At 55.0% G+C, this 17,934-nt stretch carries 15 protein-coding genes and 1 pseudogene; 7 read left to right on the plus strand and 9 right to left on the minus strand.

From position 1 onward, the window contains the following. Window positions 1-315: 315 nt before the first annotated feature. Together OSC10802_RS0127785 and OSC10802_RS0127790 are read right to left on the minus strand one after the other, a co-directional pair. Window positions 316-1,314, minus strand: a complete 999-nt coding sequence (locus tag OSC10802_RS0127785; protein WP_026098883.1) for a glycosyltransferase family 10 domain-containing protein — start codon at window positions 1,312-1,314, stop codon at window positions 316-318. A gap of 201 nt (window positions 1,315-1,515) precedes the next feature. Further along, window positions 1,516-1,890: a hypothetical protein gene (locus tag OSC10802_RS0127790; protein WP_026098884.1), complete on the minus strand. Its 375-nt coding sequence runs from the start codon at window positions 1,888-1,890 to the stop codon at window positions 1,516-1,518. 93 nt (window positions 1,891-1,983) lie between these two features. Between OSC10802_RS0127790 and OSC10802_RS51290 the strand changes: the two genes are divergently transcribed. After that, a complete protein-coding gene (locus OSC10802_RS51290; protein ID WP_155968469.1) occupies window positions 1,984-2,124 on the plus strand; it encodes a hypothetical protein in 141 nt (46 codons plus the stop codon). 160 nt (window positions 2,125-2,284) lie between these two features. Here OSC10802_RS51290 and OSC10802_RS0127795 read toward each other — a convergent pair whose 3' ends face one another. The 3 genes from OSC10802_RS0127795 to OSC10802_RS0127805 form a co-directional block, all read right to left on the minus strand. After that, complete coding sequence (locus OSC10802_RS0127795; RefSeq protein ID WP_017720051.1) at window positions 2,285-3,109, minus strand: PIG-L deacetylase family protein; 825 nt, start codon at window positions 3,107-3,109, stop codon at window positions 2,285-2,287. A 211-nt stretch (window positions 3,110-3,320) separates the two neighbouring features. After that, window positions 3,321-5,033 carry an ABC1 kinase family protein gene (locus OSC10802_RS0127800; protein ID WP_017720052.1) on the minus strand — a complete coding sequence of 571 codons (1,713 nt, stop codon included), beginning with the start codon at window positions 5,031-5,033 and terminating at the stop codon, window positions 3,321-3,323. A 365-nt stretch (window positions 5,034-5,398) separates the two neighbouring features. Then, window positions 5,399-8,020, minus strand: a complete 2,622-nt coding sequence (locus tag OSC10802_RS0127805; protein ID WP_017720053.1) for a two-partner secretion domain-containing protein — start codon at window positions 8,018-8,020, stop codon at window positions 5,399-5,401. 266 nt (window positions 8,021-8,286) lie between these two features. Between OSC10802_RS0127805 and OSC10802_RS0127810 the strand changes: the two genes are divergently transcribed. Beyond that, on the plus strand, window positions 8,287-8,520 hold the full coding sequence (locus OSC10802_RS0127810) for a hypothetical protein (RefSeq protein WP_155968471.1): 234 nt from the start codon (window positions 8,287-8,289) through the stop codon (window positions 8,518-8,520). A 1,126-nt stretch (window positions 8,521-9,646) separates the two neighbouring features. On the opposite strand, the gene OSC10802_RS0127820 is transcribed toward OSC10802_RS0127810, so the two are convergent. Next, window positions 9,647-10,036, minus strand: coding sequence for a hypothetical protein (locus OSC10802_RS0127820; protein WP_017720056.1), 390 nt, complete (start codon window positions 10,034-10,036; stop codon window positions 9,647-9,649). A 139-nt stretch (window positions 10,037-10,175) separates the two neighbouring features. On the opposite strand from OSC10802_RS0127820, the gene hslO reads away from it, so the two are divergent. Both hslO and OSC10802_RS51295 read left to right on the plus strand, forming a co-directional pair. Further along, complete coding sequence (gene hslO, locus OSC10802_RS0127825; protein ID WP_017720057.1) at window positions 10,176-11,072, plus strand: Hsp33 family molecular chaperone HslO; 897 nt, start codon at window positions 10,176-10,178, stop codon at window positions 11,070-11,072. Between the two features lie 3 nt (window positions 11,073-11,075). Continuing rightward, entirely contained in the window at window positions 11,076-11,309 is a 234-nt protein-coding gene (locus tag OSC10802_RS51295; protein ID WP_155968473.1) for a hypothetical protein, read from the plus strand. Window positions 11,310-11,379: 70 nt separating this feature from the next. Here OSC10802_RS51295 and OSC10802_RS0127830 read toward each other — a convergent pair whose 3' ends face one another. Further along, window positions 11,380-11,742, minus strand: a complete 363-nt coding sequence (locus OSC10802_RS0127830) for a hypothetical protein (RefSeq protein WP_017720058.1) — start codon at window positions 11,740-11,742, stop codon at window positions 11,380-11,382. Window positions 11,743-12,138: 396 nt separating this feature from the next. Between OSC10802_RS0127830 and OSC10802_RS53350 the strand changes: the two are divergent. The 3 genes and pseudogenes from OSC10802_RS53350 to OSC10802_RS0127845 form a co-directional block, all read left to right on the plus strand. Then, window positions 12,139-12,299: pseudogene (locus OSC10802_RS53350) on the plus strand (RNA-guided endonuclease TnpB family protein); the annotation flags it as partial. Between the two features lie 75 nt (window positions 12,300-12,374). Continuing rightward, the gene (locus tag OSC10802_RS42115) at window positions 12,375-14,615 is read left to right on the plus strand and encodes a hypothetical protein (protein ID WP_017720059.1); all 2,241 of its coding nucleotides are present in this window, start codon (window positions 12,375-12,377) and stop codon (window positions 14,613-14,615) included. A 590-nt stretch (window positions 14,616-15,205) separates the two neighbouring features. Further along, window positions 15,206-15,571, plus strand: a complete 366-nt coding sequence (locus OSC10802_RS0127845; RefSeq protein WP_017720061.1) for a hypothetical protein — start codon at window positions 15,206-15,208, stop codon at window positions 15,569-15,571. A 29-nt stretch (window positions 15,572-15,600) separates the two neighbouring features. Here the strand turns inward: OSC10802_RS0127845 and OSC10802_RS55905 are convergent, their stop codons facing one another. Both OSC10802_RS55905 and crtD read right to left on the minus strand, forming a co-directional pair. After that, the gene (locus OSC10802_RS55905; RefSeq protein WP_255349178.1) at window positions 15,601-15,732 is read right to left on the minus strand and encodes a hypothetical protein; all 132 of its coding nucleotides are present in this window, start codon (window positions 15,730-15,732) and stop codon (window positions 15,601-15,603) included. A gap of 198 nt (window positions 15,733-15,930) precedes the next feature. Continuing rightward, window positions 15,931-17,433, minus strand: coding sequence for a C-3',4' desaturase CrtD (gene crtD, locus OSC10802_RS0127850; RefSeq protein ID WP_017720062.1), 1,503 nt, complete (start codon window positions 17,431-17,433; stop codon window positions 15,931-15,933). Between the last annotated feature and the right edge of the window lie 501 nt (window positions 17,434-17,934).

The raw sequence follows: 17,934 nt of genomic DNA on the forward strand, positions 1-17,934 counted from the left end.
GGGCGAGCGGGGGAGCCCTCACCGGCTCAAGAAACGCTATATATAGCAGCAGTCATATTGGTTAGGACATCAGTGACCTAGGGAAAAAGGCGTAGGGCAGGCGTCTCGCCTGGCCTCTTGATATAATGTCCTAACCTAAGTGCATACTGCTATAGCGTTTCTCATCCTTTGTGAGGTACTGAGAAACCCGGTTTCTTAAAGAAACCGGGTTTCTGGGCCATAGTTCATCCAACGGAGAACCGCTATAAATCAATAGACCCCCGTTTTAAGGGGGTTAGACGGACCGGCAAGTGTGCGACTTGTTGGCAAAATACTTTATGAAGATTTTGCCACAAAATTTGACATCCAGTTCAAAAGGTTTAATTCATGTAAAATAATTTGTCGCGCTTCCGCTATCGCATCTAGCGCGGCGTGCCAGCAATCCAGCGTAGATGTCACCTCTGTGATAAACTCTAACCCTTTTTCATCCAGGCTCGGCAGCCGGAGAAAACTCCCCGGTGGCAGCAACTTGTCAGCAGCCGGCCCACCGTAATAAATCGGCAAGCACCAAGCTAGCAGGGCGTCCCAAAGTTTCTCGCTAACATACCACTGGTTCCCTGTATAGTTTTCAATCGCCAGATTGTAATAGTAGGGAGCCATAGCGTGCCATTTATTATTCAGCGCTCCGCAGTTCTTCGTCCAGTCCGGCAAGTTGCGACCGTAAAGGTCAATGTCCGGGAGCCGCTCCTGCAACATTCTGAGAAAATCCAGACGCCGGAGGTGGTTCCCACTGCGGTCGATACCTGACGTAATCCAAGAGCAAGTTTTGACTTTTTCTGTAGGGCCCATCTCATTTAGCTCTCGGAAAGAGTTGCCGTGATACCAAATTGCCGGCATATAGTCAGGCACCGGCGCTAAATCATCGGGAGAGGAAACATAGCCACAATAGCGTTTTGATTGCTCGTAGTTCTCTTGATAAACCTCTACATATTCCTCTAGCGGGGGCTCTCGGAGCAACGAGACGATGCGCTCTTTGGGAACCCCTCGGAATTTTGCCCGAATTTCTTCTTCTGGATTGGAGCGAGGCTGGAATAAAGCAATCGCCCGATCCTTCAACCTCCCCTTCCAGGTTTTGTAAACCTTGCGGGGAAATTCAAACTGATACAGCAGTAAAAAATCCGGATTGGGTGCGTTGGCTTGCATTTGTATATTGCCCCACCGGCCAAAGCTGTGCGGGGTTTGGTGCCACAGCCAGTCACTAAAGTTAGCTGCCAGGGGCTTGTTGGAAAACATAGCTGGGTAGCTAGTTACCATACCTACAACTTTTGGGCTCATCTATCTCTACTTCGCTGCCTGAGGTGCGAGTTGAATGATTCTCCACAGCCACTCTAGCACGGGAGCGTGCCAGTGCTGTAAAAAAAACAACTGTTTTGCCTGGGCGGTTGCGCCTCTTGCCAGACGCAACGCCTTCCTGAGATATTTCTGCAAAAACAGAACGCTCCCCTAAGCGCAGAGGAGTCTGTCACGCAGCGGTTTCTAGCCTAGGGAATCTAAGTCTAGCGCTTGAGAGCCGCCCCGCTCCAGCTGAACCAAAACTTGGCCCAGCTGATACCAAACCAGCCAGGCAATCAAAACGGTCATTGGCAGGGATAGGGCGTAAGACAGCTTCGGTGGCAAGCCAAAAACTTCCAAACCCGACCCGAGAAAAATACAAATCCCGGCAGAAATCCCCAGAAAAGGAACAAACAGTTGCGTTCCTTTCAGGTTGGCCAGAGTTCTAGTTGAGCGATTCTTCGACCACTCTCGCACCAAAGTTTTTAAGGTCGTTTCAAAGGCAACCCCAGAGGTGATGCCGGCTAGCAGGCCAGCGAGCAGTAAAAAATACGGGGGGTCGGCGGGAAAGTAGTACACTGACAGCTCCTTAAATGGGTATGGGTACTGGGAATTAAGCAACAGTTGCCTGTTTTGGGTTGCAGCCTGCGGCTTGGGCGGAGCGGGGCTCTCATGGGAGCGTCCCTGTTGGGACACCGCACCCTCAAGGGGAGCGAATCGCCAACTTTCCATCCCTGCCGGCGAAAGTTTGTGCGCCCTCCCCCGGCTCTCGCCCGCGCCCAGGGGCTGCGGGATATAGCGGTTCTCAGTTAGATGAACGTTAGGCTCCAGAAACCCGGTTTCTTAAAGAAACCGGGTTTCTCACTACCTCACTAATATGAGAGACGCTATATTTGCCGAGCGCTCGCCCGCAGAAACCCGATAGGGGGTTCTCTGACAGCTACCTTATGTTCCCCACATTTCCGCCCTTTTGTCAATCCGCAGCTTCTCTCGATTGAGATTCCCGCTTAAAAAACAGCTCGTAGGGCAAAAGAAACCGCTGGATCAATGGGGGGGGGAGGACAACGCTAGGGCAGTCGCCCAGAGGTAGATATTGCGAGCGGTAGGCTGACAGCGCCCGTTTTTTTTGTTCGCGGACTGAATGAATCGGGAGCCGGCATATACCAGCAAGATGCGGCCAGCTAAAATCAACAAACAGCAAACCTTTCCAAAACCCCCAAATCGGATATTCCAGGACTTCAGTCTGGATTCCAGATTTGGCGATTGCCGCCTGAACCAGCTGATAAGCTGCTTCGTGATCTTTCAGAATGTCATTCCGGCAGGTGACGTATACCTCCTGTGGCTGGAACGACTTCAGGAGTTGAGCGATTTGCTCAATTGCCTGCTGGCGCACTTCCTCAGGCAGAGTGGGCAGGGTGCTGTCCGGCAAATCGAGAAAGTGAGTTTCTGATAGCTCAACTCCCAGAATATTGAGGGCGGTCAAAGCCTCTTGCTTGCGAAGTTGTATCAGTTCTTCTATTGAAATAGGGGGATTCTTGCCGTGCGACTTCTGTCCGTCCGTCAGGTACACGACCTTAACTGGCACTCCCTGCTGGCGCTTGAGGGCGATCGCGCCCCCACAGCCTAAAGTTTCATCATCTTGATGGGGGGAAAACACCATTGCTGATTTCGGGCTAGCGGAAATCGGCTGGCTCCTGACACGCACAATCCAGCGAAACTGTATGTCTGAGTAAATGTCTCGCAGTTTTGAACTCAGCAGGATTGCTTTCAGCCGGTTGAGAATGCGTTTGCCGCGCATAAAGGGGGAGGGGGAGATGGGGAAAATGGGAAATTTTATGCGGTTAGGCTAATAATGCTGCTTGTCTGCCCGAAGGAGGCAGAGCCTCCAGGACGTCTCTCCCAGGCTCTGCCCCGGAACGAGGGAAGTTTGACAAATCATTTAGAACGCCTACAAAAAGAATGAGGGCTTTAGCCCTCACTACTAACCAGACATACTGTTTGGATACAGGCTATTTATTCCCGCCTTGAAAGTTAGAGAGTGCCGTCACCGAAGGCAATATAGCAGCAGCGCCTTCCGTAGAAAACTCTGCCACCGCACCCAGCGCGGCGCTAAATAGACGTCCTGGCTGCAAATCTTCCTTAACCAAATTCCACAAACGCCGGACTTCTTCGGTGTGGATGCGGTCATCTTCAGTGAGGGCGATCAGCAGCTTGCGCCGCAAGAAGTTGCCCTCCTCAGAGAGGAGATACTGCAAACCCAACTGGGCGGTGGGGAGCAAGTCGAAGCTTTTGTCCGCTCGGGCGATTTCAATCAAGTTCTCCAGCCGCTCCCAGCAGAATTTACCATCTTTAAACAGCACCTCAACCAGCCGCCGGCGCAGTTCTGGAGTTTCGCCGGTGAGCAGACGCCGCGCCACATAGGGATAGGCAATTTCCACAATCTTGAAATCTGCGTTCAGGGTGAGAGCCAAACCCTCTTGCGTCACCAGGGAGCGAATAATCAGGGCGAATTTGGCCGGCACTCGGAAAGGATAATCATACATTAACTCCGAAAAGCGATCCGTGATCGTCTTGAAGTTAAAATTGCCCACGCTTTCGCCCATGATATCCCCCAGCACCGCTTCTAGCGCCGGCACTATTGGCCAGATATCGGTTTTGGGGCTGAGAAATCCCAGCTTGACAAAATCCTCCGCTAGTGCTGGGTAATTTTTGTCAATCAGGTGCACCACCGAATCCACCAGGGTTTCTTTGGTGTTTTGCTCCAGCAGGTCCATCATCCCGAAGTCGATGTAGGCCATGCGGCCATCGGGCATGGCAAACAGATTGCCCGGGTGGGGGTCAGCGTGGAAAAATCCGAATTCCAGAAGCTGCTGCAGGCCAGATTCCACGCCGATGCGGACTAGGCCATCGCTATCCAGACCGGCAGCTTTGATTTTTTCAGTGTCCGTCAGCTTAAAGCCATTAATCCACTCCAGAGTCAGGACGTGACTGCTGCTGTAGCGCCAGTAAATCGCAGGGACTTTCACCCTGGGGCTGTCGCTGAAGTTGCTGGCAAACTGTTCGGCGTTGCGCCCCTCATTGAGGTAATCCACCTCTTCAAAGAGCTTAGTGCCAAATTCGTCCACAATCAGCGTCAGGTCGTGGCCCAGATTCAGCGGCAGCAACGGCGCTATCCAGCCGGCTGCCCACCGCATTAAGTAGAGGTCGAGGGTGATGGTAGGTTTCAAATTGGGGCGCTGCACCTTCACCGCCACTTCTTCGCCGGTGCGCAGGCGTCCCCGATACACTTGGCCCAGGCTAGCCGCAGCCACCGGCTCTGGGGACAGCTGGCTGTAGATTTCCTCTATTGAGCGGTCTAATTCGCTTTCAATAATGCGGAAGGCGATCTCGTTGGGAAACGGGGGCAGCTGGTCTTGCAGCTTGACCAGTTCTTCCAAGAAGTCTTTGCGGATCAAGTCCGGTCGGGTGGACAGGGCTTGGCCAACTTTAATGAATGTCGGTCCGAGATCGGTGAGGATGTGCCGCAGGTGTTCTGCTCGTTGGGACTTGTGCCGGTCGGCTTGGTGCTGCCACTGGTCCGAGAGCAACCCCAGCAGAAAGCCGGCAAAGAACCAGATGATTTTCAGGGCGCGTCCGACAGCTTGCCAGGGACGGTAGCGGTAGAACTGGGCGATCGCCTGCGGATCGTAGCGCCTCAGCTGAGCGAGTTGATGCTGACCCACGCTTTTTTTGCCTCTTGAACTCAAAAACTAACAGTTTAAAAATTGATGCTACCAGTTGCCAGCAGATGGTCGCTAAACAACGGAGCTCGTCTCTCGGTCAGAATTCTGAACCACTGAGGCGCTTCCATGATATTGTTATAGATTGGCCTTTTGGCTTCATCAGTACGGCTACCGACGATTTCGTATCTTTTTATTAACTATATTATATAAAAGTACAAAAAACTTAGCGAAAGGCAGCGCCGGCAGGGATGCCCAGCGGATTTAGGCCAGAGAGGGGCTGGGGAGAGCTGGCGAAAAGATTGGGGCTCGCCGGCATGTCCGGACAGGAACTCGCTCTCAGCAGAGTGCCCCCACGGGTGGCAAGTTTAATTCTGGCGACAGGCAGCCGGCTGCTGCCAAGGAGGGTGAGGAGTGCCGCCGGGCGGATTGGCGGTCAGGATCACCTCCCCACCGGCACCGATAACCCAGCCTTGCGCTTCCACAATCGGAGAGCCAGGATTTGGGGCGTGGGAGATTTCTGCCCGACTCCGCACAGCGACTTGGCCAGATCCAGAACTCCCCCGCTCCAAAGCAGGCTGTTCTGGGCCAAAATCCACCAGCACAGTATTGCCGGCCAGCGGTTCGGTGGGGCTGGCTGGGATGCCGCCGCGTCCCGTCACGTAAAAGGTACTGCCCCGGTGAGTTTCACAGCCAGAAGCAATCAAATTGCCGGCATCGACGACACTCGCCGGCAGGGCGAATAACCCCTTGCTCGGGTCAACATCTGGGGTGTTGATTTCCACTGTGCCACTGAGCCCGTATTGAGAGCTGGCGGTGATGTCGCTGTCTGGAGAACGAAAGATGCTTCTGGTGCTGATTTGGATTTTCCCCCCGTCCCCCAGGTAGGCATTGGCGGTGATGTCGCTATTTTCCAAGGCGGCTAGGACATCTGTGCTGATGGTGATATTGCCGCCATTGCCGCGACCGCCGTCTGTGCCAGCCGTGGCAGTAATCGCGCTGTTGCGGCGCAAGATCAAGTCTCGGGAGCGCAGTGCGATATCTCCGCCCTCACCCGAGACAGTGGCAGCAGTGATAGTGCCTCCGCTATCGAGACGGATAGAGTTGGCTCGGACTTGCAGGTTGCCGGCATTGCCGGTCGATAAACCGGCCACAGTGAGCACCGCCCCATCGCGGACTCTGAGAGTGCCGGTGCTCACGATCACATTGCCGGCATCTCCAGCATCCCGACTGCGGGCAAACAAACCGCTGACCAGCTCGCCTGTTGCTGCTTTGCCAATCAGTTCGATGGAGTCAGAAGCGCTCACCGTCAAAGTCCCCCCCCGCCCTGCGCCCAGAGTGCTGGCGGCTACTTGCGCCCCATTGCGAACAGTCAGCCGCCCCGTAGAGAGCGTCAAGTTGCCAGCATTTCCCGCACCGAGAGCCAGAGACAGCAAGCCACTGGCCAAATCGCCACCGGCAGTGGTGCCAGCCAGATCCACAAACTCGGAAGCTTGTACTGTCAAATCTCCCCCCCTACCCTCACCAAAAGCAGTCGTTTGGACCCGTGCTCCATCCCGAACCAGCAACCTGCCTGCGGCAACCCTCACGTTTCCAGCAGCGCCGGTTCCCTCACCACTCGTAAACAGCCCGCTGAGATACTGCCCGTCAGCAGAGGTGCCAACCAGTTCCACTGACAGAGCCGTCACAGTCAAATTCCCCCCCTGACCATCGCTAAGTGATGTGGCGCTCACCTGTGCCCCATCTCGAAGCTGCAACCGTCCGGTAGCAATCGTCAAGTTCCCTGCAGCACCGGTTCCTTTCGTCTCAGAAGACAAACTGCTGATAGATTGCCCACCGGCGGAGGTGCCAACCAGTTGCACCGACTCAGAAGCTTGTACCGTCAGATCCCCCCCCTGACCGTCGCCTGAGGAATTAGCGCTGATGCTTGCTCCATCTTGAAGCAGCAACTGTCCAGTTGCAATCTTAACGTCTCCAGCAGGTCCAGTTCCTACCGTGCCAGCAACTAACTGGCTGGGATATTGCCCATCTGCAGTACTTCCCTTCATTTCTACAGACTCCTGTGCGCTAAGAGCCACAGTCCCCCCCGGCTTCGCCCCCAGCGTCACAGCTTTAATCAGGGAACCGTCGAGCCACAAGCGCCGTGCTTGAATTTGGATATCGCCACCCGCTTCGCCATCAGCATTCACCAAAGCCTCTCGGGAGAGTTGAATGTCTTGGAAATTCCGCACGCCAGAATATCCCAGCGCATAGCCTTTGTCTGCGCTCGCCAGGCTAACCGCAGCGCTGCCGCCGCCCACACTCCCCAGCTCAATGCGACCCCCAGGTGCCGTGAGATAGCCTCCCTCCAGCAGCACATCGCCGCCGACTAGCGCCAAGGTTTTTTCTGGCTGCACCGCCAAACCCATGACTTCACCGCTGCTATTGGTGGCGAGCGACTGATTTCGGATGCTTCCAGGAGATGCCCCGAATTGCAAGCCAACCGGCACACTGACTGTCAGCAGCGGTGCGGTGTTGGGTGCGGTGGCGCTGAATTCTCTGCCATCGGCAAACTTTACCCCACTCGCTGTAGAGGCTAAGAAGGAACCGCCGATATTGAGGCTGGCATTGGGGCCAAAAATAATCCCATTAGGATTGAGCAGAAATAGGTTAGCGGTGCCGTTGGCTTTCAGGCTGCCATCAATATTGCTAATCTCACTGCCGGTGACGCGGGTGATGATGTTTTGTATATCGAGGGCATTGTTGAAGTGTGCTGCCGTGCCGGTGGGTACAGAAAACTGGCTGAAGCTGTGGAACAGGTTGCCACCGGCACGACTGCCGCCGGTGATAGCACTGATGCTGCCATTTTGCCTTACTGTGGAATTCACCGGCAGAGTGGCATCCGGGACGATTTGCGCCCCACTCGGGCGAGTTGTGGCCGCAAAGCAGAGGGCGAGACTGCCAGATATCCACAACGGGTGAACCTGCTGTTTTTTACAGGCTGAGTACATTAGCTTATATGATTTGTTAAGTATTTTCAGGGCCAAGACAGACACCGCACAGTTTCAAGCCAGTGCTGGCAGGCAGTGTCCAATCGCCGGCGGCATCGATTTTGGTTCAGCTTATACACATGATTTACTTTTTGTCAAGCCCCCGTAGTGGTGATAATTATCACACGTTACAGTGGCTCTCATCACAGACGCCACATTGAAAGATGCGGCATTCTGTAAATAAGAAAGTGTCCTGTATTAAAGTCAAGGGCTGTAGGAGAAAGCTTGTGAACAAGGAAACAGAACTGTGGTATGAGGAACTGTCTGAGGCAGAAGCCGAGGCTCTGGCAGGTGGTGGGTGGGGGTGGAGCACACTCCCCATTACCACAGGGGGCACAGGGAAAGGAAATGGTCACGATCCCGACATGCCGGCTTTTCCTGGAGATGTCATCTTAGGAGGAAATGTCCTTTTCCAAGGTTGGGATCTGTCCGGGAACGTCAGCTTCAAAGCGAAACCTTGAAGCACCCCTGGTTTTGTGCAATCCTGCGCAGACCGCAGTTTCAAGCTAACACTTTAGCGGGATGCCCTATTTAGTCGCGAAGGGCACCAACTCGGCGGGAGTTAATAGCACACAATTTTATAGATGTCAATAAGCCATTAGGGTGATATTTTTTATAGCGCTACACCGGCTTTCATCCTAGCGCAACAGGCAGAAATACTCTACATTCTAAGGAAGTGTTTTGTATTAAAGCCAAGGGCTTTATAATGAGGCTTATGAACAAGTAACATCAACTGTGGCAGCGGAAACTGTCTGAGAAAGAAACGGAACTGTGGGAAGCGCCAGTTTCTGAGGAAGAAACTAAACTGTCGGAAAGGGAACTCTCTGAAGAAGAACTGATGATTGTGACAGGAGGGAACGGCGTAAAACCCAAGCCGGGGCCAAGAGGTTGATGACTCGCACCGGCATGTTTCGGCTAACCCAGTCATTTTTAAGAACTAGAGGCGGCGACAAACACGACGTTAATCCACAAGTAAGTTGAGTGGGTTCTGCCTGTTTTTATAGCACTAGCCACTTAGGTTAGGACGTAGGACAGGCGTCTCGCCTGTCCCAAAGACCTTAAGGGCAGGCGAGACGCCTGCCCTACGCCTATACTTCGTATCCCACTGTCTTAAACTGACTGTCTGTTGCTATATTCCCCTGCTGTGCGAGCGCAACACAGGATTTATATCGCCAGTTATAGCGCCCTAAATTTATCCCCCCTCACCGGCTTCCAAGTCAGGTTGGGGGGATATTTACATTGGTAGTTTTAGCGCACCGGCAGCTCAACTGCTTTCCGGGCCGGTGTTTGGCAAAAATTAGAAACCCGGTTTCTGGGGGGGCTGAGAAACCGGGTTTCTGAATAACTCTTTTGCCGAGTCGGCAAACCTTGTTCCAGAAACCCGGTTTCTGGGGGGGCTGAGAAACCGGGTTTCTGAATAACTCTTTTGGAGAGGAGGAAAACCTTGTTCCAGAAACTCGGTTTCTGAGGGGGCTGAGAAACCGGGTTTCTGAATAACTCTTTTGCCGAGTCGGCAAACTTTTTTCCAGAAACCCGGTTTCTTTCTGGCTGGGCTAACGCGCCACAAAAACACCGGCACCCTAACCCTTACTCTTCCCGCTTAGCTGCCAGAAACTCCCGCAGGCGCAGCAAACCAACCGTTTGACCCAAATTCAGCGGCAGCAGCGAAATTCCTTCCAGGCGCGACTGCACCCAACCGTCCCCCCAGTACCACTCGTGAAACCCATCAATTCCCTGACTTAATATCAATCGCAGACAGTTCTCGGAAGCCACATCGACATGATGGTGAATCACCACCGGCCCGATACTGCTAGTAAACGTCAAACCGGCATACAGCTGTTCCGGCAGGCCGGTGGCCAAGCGCTCTGGCCAGAGCCACTGCTGAGCCACAGCAGGGCGCAGCAGACTGTCCCGAATGGCTGACGCCGGCGCTTCAACCTCAATTCTCAGATGGGATTGCTGAAAAGTACCTAGCATAAAAAAATTGCAACGGGCGCGAGTCATCCTCCTTCCAGTATGCCAGAGGTTACAGGCGTGCCAGCCACATCACCGGCAAGCATTGCCATCCACCTACAATAAGAAAACAGGGAATTGTTAAGAAACGTTAGGATTTTTCATGGCCGATCAGTTAATACGGGCAACAGCAGCGCAGGGAGGGATTCGGGCGGTGGGTGCGATCACCACTCGCCTCACGGAAGAAGCTCGGCAGCGGCACAAGCTCTCCTACGTCGCCACAGCTGCCCTGGGGCGCACCATGTCAGCGGGGCTGCTGCTCGCCTCCAGCATGAAGCGGGCGGAGTCGAGAGTCAACATTCGCGTCAAAGGCAATGGGCCATTAGGCGGGATTCTCGTCGATGCCGGTTTGGATGGCACCGTGCGCGGTTACGTCGATAACCCAGAAATTGAACTGCCCCCCAAACCCAACGGCAAACTCGATGTGGGCGGTGCCGTGGGCAGCGAGGGCTACCTCTACGCGATCCGGGATGTTGGCTACGGCTACCCCTACTCCAGTACAGTCGAGCTGGTTTCCGGTGAGATCGGCGATGATGTCACCCACTACCTGGCGACATCAGAACAAACCCCCTCCGCCCTAGTGGTGGGGGTGTTTGTCGGGGCAGCCGGTGTCACCGCCGCTGGAGGGATACTGCTGCAAGTGATGCCGAAAGCCGCCACAGACGAAGCGCTCGTTCAAACTTTGGAGTCTCGCGTAGCCGCCCTGTCAGGATTCACCCCCCTCCTACAAGCCGGCAAAACACTGCCAGAAATGTTTGAGGGGCTGCTAGGAGACATGGGGCTGGAAATCCTCCCCGAAGTGCAGATGGTGCGATTTCACTGTGGCTGCTCTCCGGATCGGTTTTTGGGCGCACTGAAATTGTTGGGCGAAGCAGAGCTGCAAGACATGATAGAAAAGGATGATGGGGCTGAGGCTACCTGCCACTTCTGTAACGAAGTTTACCAAGCCAGCCGTGACGACCTCAGCCAGCTGATTGGGGCACTGAGAGCTGAAGTCTGATTGTTGCCAGCCACGACAAAAAGAAAAGCTGCCGGCAGCATGGCTTGGGGGGGCGGCGCGCTCAAAGGCTGCGGTGCCGGCGTCTGGGTGCGGGCGCTGCAGGGGCCGGCACCCAGGGGAGCATCCCATTTTTGTAATCCCCCTCACCCCCAACCCCTCTCCCACTTTGAGGTGAGGGGAGAATTCTTGATTTTTTCCCCCCTCTCCCATGAAGGGAGAGGGGGGTTAGGGGGGTGAGGGTGACAGCCTTTGCTTGCTTCGGGATGCTCCCGGCACCCAGCGCCGTGAAACCCAGATATCACAGGCGTTACATCCCGCACTCCCCAGCCCTTTTGAGCCGGTGCTCCCCCGCACTCCGCCACAACCAGCCAGCCCGCTTGAGGGACACTCCCACCCCACCACCGGACCGGTGTGATGGGTGATTTTCCAGACCGGTTGCTAAAATAGCCTTACTTTCAAAGGGTTCATCCCCGCACTCCCAAAGGGTGAGCCAGATCGATCTTACATTCGGGGGCACTTGCATAGCACATAAATCGAAAAGTGTCTGCACTTTCTGGCTGTTTTTGCCAAAAAATCTGGCAGTTCTAAAGGTGTGACCGACGGGTTGTGCGTGCGGTTGTGCGCGGGGAGGAATCAAACCCTCTCCCCAGTCCTCGAAGAAATAAGGCACAAGGAACAAGGCACTTACAGGAGGGGACTTGGGACTTAGGGAACACCGTCCCGGCAGCCACTAGCCCCTGCGCCCTCAGACAGCGAATCCTCGCCCTCTCCGCCATTGCCGCCCATCCCTGTCCACCTGTTCCGATCCGTTACATCCGTTATATAATCGGTAGCCAACCTCTTGCGGCGCTCTTTGTGGTGCGCGGAGTGTCACAAATCTGGCAGGGGTTTCCCGCCCGCCACAACTAAAACGGTAAAAAGGAGGTACTTTAGCTTCTGGAGATAAAATTTGGCTTTGGCTGGGAATGAGAGGCGAAATTTAATAGTCGATTTTCTGGACAAAGCTTGATAATGTGATACAAGGCAGACAAAAAATTGAGAGCGGACCTATTCCTAGATATGTTAAGTTTTCCATTGTCCCAGTTGCGGCTTTACGCTATCGCGGGACTGGAATGGCGAGCGCGTGGGATTTTCCTAAAAGCTCTGCGGGATACCACCTCTATTACTGCTAACGGTGATAGTGCCATCGTTTCATTGTCCGGAGATTCCCGGACAAATGTTGCGTAAATGTATCAGATAGGATATCAATGACGGAATGTTTGCGGCAGCCGAAACCGCTGCTTTACTGTTGGTGTGTGGGATATGATTAGAAATCGCAAAGGTCGAGACCGGCGGCGGGCCGCTAGGTCTTTCAAGCCAGTAGATGACCGCCCAATTTCCGGGTTTCCAGCCGTCAGTGGAGCGCCGGCGGCACAAGCACCCCTGCCTCACCCCGTCACGGGATGGGGGGCGAGCGAGGACGCCCACCCGGCAGCCCTAAAGCTTGCGGATTTGCGCCGGCGGCGCAGGGAAAACCAAGGGCAAGAGCGCCCTAAAGAGCCTTTCGAGCTGCCTGCGAACCTGCAAAACCTGCTGGCGAGCTGGCAGTTCTGGGTTGGCTTGTCGGCAATAATCTTTGGGGGAACTGGACTGATAGCGATGGGGCTGCTGTTGCGGCTGCCAACAGCTCCTAACTGTCCCTCTATATTTTGGCCAACAGCTTCCGCTAGCTTGCGCATGTACTGCGCTCAGCAGGGGGCGAACAAGCAGACGGTGGACGACTTGCTCAGGGCGATCGAACTGATCAACGCGCTTCCAGAGGATCACCCGCTGCGCCCAGAAATCAACCGCAATATCGCCATCTGGGCCCAGCAGATACTGGATCTGAGTGAAAAAACCTTTCAAGAAGGCAAGCTCGACGATGCCATCGCCATAGCTCGCAAAGTTCCCAAGGTCGAAAAAGCCTCGGAAATAGTGGACGAGCGGATTAACCGCTGGAAGTCAATTTGGTCGGAGGCCGAGGATATCTACAAAAAAGCCGAAGCCTCCATGCGCAAGCAAAAGTGGCCTCAGGCTTTCCGTCAAGCCACCCTGCTGCTGGACGTAGGCAATAACTACTGGGCGACGACGAAGTACGAGCAAATTAACCAGCAGATGAAGGTGGCCAAGGAAGAGGGCACCAAGTTGAACAAGGCTTACAGTCGCGCCGAGCAAGGGGGGTTAGAGAACCTCGCAGAGGCGATTAAACTGGCCAGGTCCATTAGCCCGAAGAGTTATATGTATCAGGGGGCTCAGGAGGCCATCCAGGAATTTGCTGGCAAAATGATGGGTTTGGCCCAGGAGCGGCTAGAAAAGCGAGATTTGAATGGGGCGCTGGAAATCGCTCGCCAAATTCCTGACGGTACGAATTTAAAGGAACAAGTTCAAGATTTCACCGATTTGGCTAGGGCGCAAGCTCTCACCTGGCAAGACTCGGTGGCGGGTATGGAAGGCGCTATTGCCGCCGCCCAAAAAATTGCCCCCAACCGGCCTCTGTACAGCAAAGCCCAGAAATTGATCAATGAGTGGCAGCAAAGCATCGAAGACCTAGCCTATCTGGAAAAAGCTCGCAATCTGGCTAGAAGCGGCTCTGTGAGCGACTTGAAGTCGGCCATTACCCAAGTGCAGCTGATTAAAAACACCAAACCGCGATATCAGCAAGCTCAGGAGGAAATCAGCCGCTGGCAGAATCAAATTGAAGTTCAAGAAGACCGCCCCTATTTAGAAAAGGCCCAGATGCTGGCCCGCTATGGCACGGTTGAAGCCCTGAAAGCTGCCATCAATGAAGCCAGTAAAATTGGCAAGGGGCGGGCGCTTTCTGAGCAAGCTCAGCAGCGAATCGCTGACTGGAACCGGGAGATACAGACTCAGGAAGACATGCCGTATCTCGACCGCGCTGAGATCCTCGCCCGGTTTGGCACCATTGAATCCTTGCAAGCCGCCATTGGCGAAGCGAGCAAGATTGGCGAGGGGCGGGCGCTTTCCGAGCAAGCTCGCCAGAAAGTCCAGGACTGGACTCGGCAGGTGCAGCAGCAGGAAGACCAGCCCTACCTCGACGGGGCGCGGGACTTGGCTACGATTGGCAAACTGTCTGAGGCTATCGAAATGGCCGAAAGAATTCAACCGGGACGCGCTCTCTACAGCGAGGCTCGCGAGACTATCGGCCAGTGGCGGGATGAAATCCGGGGCAAGCAATATCTGGAGGACGCTTATCGCGCCGCCAGTTCGGGAACCCCAGACACTCTGGCGGCGGCCATTCGCACGGCCAATCAAGTCTCTGAGAGCAGCACCTTGCGCTCAGACGCCATCTCGGCGATCGGTCAGTGGAGCCAGCAAATGTTGGCAATGGCCCAAGAGCGGTCTGAATATGACAAGCTTGGCGCGATTGAAATTGCCCAGCAAATCCCCTCCTACGCCCCAGCTTATGCGGCGGCACGGGCCCAGATCCAGCAGTGGGAAAAACAGCAGAATCCTCCCCCGCCGGCAGCTCCCGCGCCACCACCCGCTGCCCCTGCTGCCCCCTAATATCACCTCCGGTTGGTTACGTCCAATTTTATTGCAGCGTCTGGGGGCGCTCCCCCCGCCCCCCATTTTGAAACTAATTCAACGGATTTTATATTTAACACATGTTTGTAACATAAGATTTGATGCTTGCAAAACCTCCCATCTTATCTCAATTCCGGTGGTATCCTTATTCACAGTAGGAGCGGGGAAACCCTTGTGGGGGCGGGTGCGCCGCAAATGGTTGGGGCATCGTGAAGGCTGTTGGCTTTCCCCACCCCCGCCCCTGCTGCGAGGCTGGGGCACTCAGGCGAGAATTGCCAATCCCCAGCGCCCAATGCCCATGTTAGGGCTGGCGGTTTAGGGGTTAGGAGTTGGGAGAAAAGTTGATATGGCGGTTTTCATCCGAGGTGAGGTACTGAGAAACCCGGTTTCTTAAAGAAACCGGGTTTCTGGCATGTACTTCATCCAACTGAAAACCGATATAATCAACTCAATCCCCAATGCCCAATGCCAGCGCCCACTGCGATGATGCCCACTGCCCACTGCCCACTGCTCACTGCCCACTGCGATAATGCCCACTGCGATGATGCCCACTGCCCAATAATTACCCCATGACTGCAGTCACACCTGAAGAAATTGCTCAATTTCGCACTGAATTAGCAGCTTATCCCGATGCCTTGAAAGCCCTTGATGTCATAGAGGACTGTGAGGGGGATTTGGAAGATGCTGCCCTCAGCCTAGCCATTGAAGTTGGGCAAGAACCCGACAGCTTAACTTGGCTAGATGGCTTTGCCAAGAGATGTCGCGTTGGCATCTGCGAAGTGAAAGAGGATTTTTTGAGCGGCAAATATGCGGCAGTGGCGGCCAATTTAATGGGCAAGCGCCTCTGCCCCGAGATATTGCTAGCGCCGGCTCTCATGTATGTGATGAAGCTGGGCGTGAGTAATTTCTGCGACCCTCTGGAGTTAAAACTGTAAAAAGCTCTTTATAGCCTCTCTCATATTAGTCAGGTACGGAGAACCCGGGTTTCTTTAAGAAACCCGGTTGCTTGCATAAATTTTTCCCCTCCCTCACCACAAGCAACCCGATTTCTTGTAACTTCAAAAGGCTTTCCTGCCGGTTTTATAGCAGCAGTCATATTGGTTAGAACAATAGAATCTTCGGGAGCTCTGGAGCAAGGGAGGCCGGAATGTAGGTTTCCTAAATGCTTACTGCTATATAGACGTAGGGCAGGCGTCCCGCCCCCCCTGAAGGTCTAATATTCTAACCTAAGTGCATACTGCTATAAACCCCAAATCCTGGCATCCAAAATTCCCAATTGGCAGAAGTGCCTCTCCTACCCCTCCGCCTGAATTTGCCGCACCGCAGTCAGCGCCGAGTAGGAAACACCGGCAGTTCCCTCTCCTGGATGCGTCGAATCCCCCACCAGCCACAAACCCCGGACCGGCGTGCGCGTGGCCAACCCAAACGGGCCAAACGTAGGCACCCGCTGGCCAATCCCCCCGACAATCCCGTCCTCCCGCGCCGTATAGCGGGCAAACGTCCTCGGCGTCGCCGCTTCCTGACAGACAATCGTTTCCGGCGTCAGGTTGAAATACGAGCTCAGCCGCGAGATCGCCTCCTGCGCGTACTCTTCCTTCAGCCCTTGATAATCGGCACAATTCCACCACCGGCGCGTATCCGTGAACGACGATGCCGCAATCGTGGCCATAGAAGCGGGCGCTCGCCCGTCCCCCGGATGGCTCACCGAGACGAAAAGCGAATTATTCTCCCCTATCTCACCGCTGTAGTCGTAGAGAAACTGCAAGTGTGGCGGGCATCCGGGCGGAATTGCTTCCTGTTTTACGCCTAAATACACAACGAACGCTCCCGATGCCGGCGGCAGTTTGTCCGCACGGTAGCGGTAGCCTGCCGGTACCCTCTCGCCCAGCAATTTCACCAAATTTTGCACCGGCACATTCGCCACCACATGGTCAGCCGGTTCGGCCCAAACCTCCCCGGTTTTCTGGTTGCGCACCACCACGCCTTCCGCACCGGCACCCCCAACACTGATGCGCTCAACCGTGTGGCGCATCAAAAGTTTGCCGCCGTACTTTTCGAGAGCTGCCACCAAGCAGTCGCTGAGCACCTGCATGCTGCCGGTCAGGTGAAACAGCCCCTGCGGTTCTTGAGAGACTCCCAGCGCCGTCGCCGCATACAGCAGCGCCGTCTCTTCCGCATCCACTTGGGAGTACAGCTTCAGCTGCATGTCCAGAAACGCTCTCAGGCGCAGATTGTCCGCCAACCCGCACAAGCGCAAAGCATCCCCCACCGTCATCAAAGTGTAGGGCGCAGCAATCAGGGTGTCGGGACGGACCGCCTTAGTTAACTGCCACAAATCCCAGAGATTGCGCGGTGGCAGGACGGGATCGCGAGATTGAAACGCCCAGCTGGCGCGGAACAGAGTGGCAAACAGCCCCCACAGCCTTTCGCTGCCTGGAAACTGCAGGCGTTGCTCAGCTTTCCACTTTTCCGGGTCGCGCCAGACGCTTACCGGTTGAGTCTCTCCCGGCAAATACACCGCACAGGCAGGATCGCAGGGGGTTGCCGGTGGGAGTTCCACCTCCAATTCTGAGAAAATGCGGTGGTGAATGCCACCGGGCTCCAAACCGGCCACCTGAGTCGCGCCGACATCAAAAGTAAATCCAAAGCGCTTGAACGTGGAGGCGCATCCCCCTGGAACCAAAGCCTGGTCTAAGACTAGCACCTTGTAGCCCCGCTTGGCCAGCAGCGCGCCGGCTGTCAGGCCACCAATTCCAGCGCCAATGACGACCGCCCGCTGCTGTTTTCTGTTGCCCATAGCACCGCCTGGTATCGCTCGAATTTTTACATTTCTTAATATAGTTTATAATAATTTTACCGCCACAGCGGTGGCGCGGCAACGAACTTGGCCGGCGGGCTAGGGTATCCCTGGCGTGCCGGTGGGGAATACTGATAGGGTCGCACCCAGGCAAGCAGAACTCCTCTGACAAGCCGTCTTCTCGCTGACGGTGAGGGGGTGAGGGGTGGGGGAAAGCCTGTGGTGGGGCGAGATGATATCGGTTTACCGCACAGCGCTGATCCCCAAAAAGCATAAAAGAGCTGTGGCTCCGCACAGCTTGCGGACAGGGCCGGTGCATAATTATTAACATATTGAGGAGGAACCACTCTAACCCACCCAGGAATCAGTCAATCACCCACACCGGTCTTGTGGCGGTAAGGGAGAGCGGGAAAAACGTCCCTATTGATTCCTCAAGAGCCTGGGGAGCTTGTCCCAAGGGCGGCGCTGGCGGGGAATGATACAGGCGCTCCGGGGCACTCT

This window comes from Kamptonema formosum PCC 10802 (genome assembly GCF_000332335.1).
In the GTDB taxonomy this organism is placed as follows: Bacteria; Cyanobacteriota; Cyanobacteriia; order Cyanobacteriales; family Oscillatoriaceae; genus Oscillatoria.

Excerpts from the sequence above, each read along its gene's own strand:
- OSC10802_RS0127785 (WP_026098883.1), bottom strand. The coding sequence starts at position 1,314 with ATGAGCCCAAAAGTTGTAGGTATGGTAACTAGCTACCCAGCTATGTTT.
- OSC10802_RS51290 (WP_155968469.1), top strand. The coding sequence starts at position 1,984 with ATGGGAGCGTCCCTGTTGGGACACCGCACCCTCAAGGGGAGCGAATCG.
- OSC10802_RS0127795 (WP_017720051.1), bottom strand. The coding sequence starts at position 3,109 with ATGCGCGGCAAACGCATTCTCAACCGGCTGAAAGCAATCCTGCTGAGT.
- OSC10802_RS0127805 (WP_017720053.1), bottom strand. The coding sequence starts at position 8,020 with ATGTACTCAGCCTGTAAAAAACAGCAGGTTCACCCGTTGTGGATATCT.
- OSC10802_RS0127820 (WP_017720056.1), bottom strand. The coding sequence starts at position 10,036 with ATGCTAGGTACTTTTCAGCAATCCCATCTGAGAATTGAGGTTGAAGCG.
- hslO (WP_017720057.1), top strand. The coding sequence starts at position 10,176 with ATGGCCGATCAGTTAATACGGGCAACAGCAGCGCAGGGAGGGATTCGG.
- OSC10802_RS42115 (WP_017720059.1), top strand. The coding sequence starts at position 12,375 with ATGATTAGAAATCGCAAAGGTCGAGACCGGCGGCGGGCCGCTAGGTCT.
- OSC10802_RS0127845 (WP_017720061.1), top strand. The coding sequence starts at position 15,206 with ATGACTGCAGTCACACCTGAAGAAATTGCTCAATTTCGCACTGAATTA.
- OSC10802_RS55905 (WP_255349178.1), bottom strand. The coding sequence starts at position 15,732 with ATGACTGCTGCTATAAAACCGGCAGGAAAGCCTTTTGAAGTTACAAGA.
- crtD (WP_017720062.1), bottom strand. The coding sequence starts at position 17,433 with ATGGGCAACAGAAAACAGCAGCGGGCGGTCGTCATTGGCGCTGGAATT.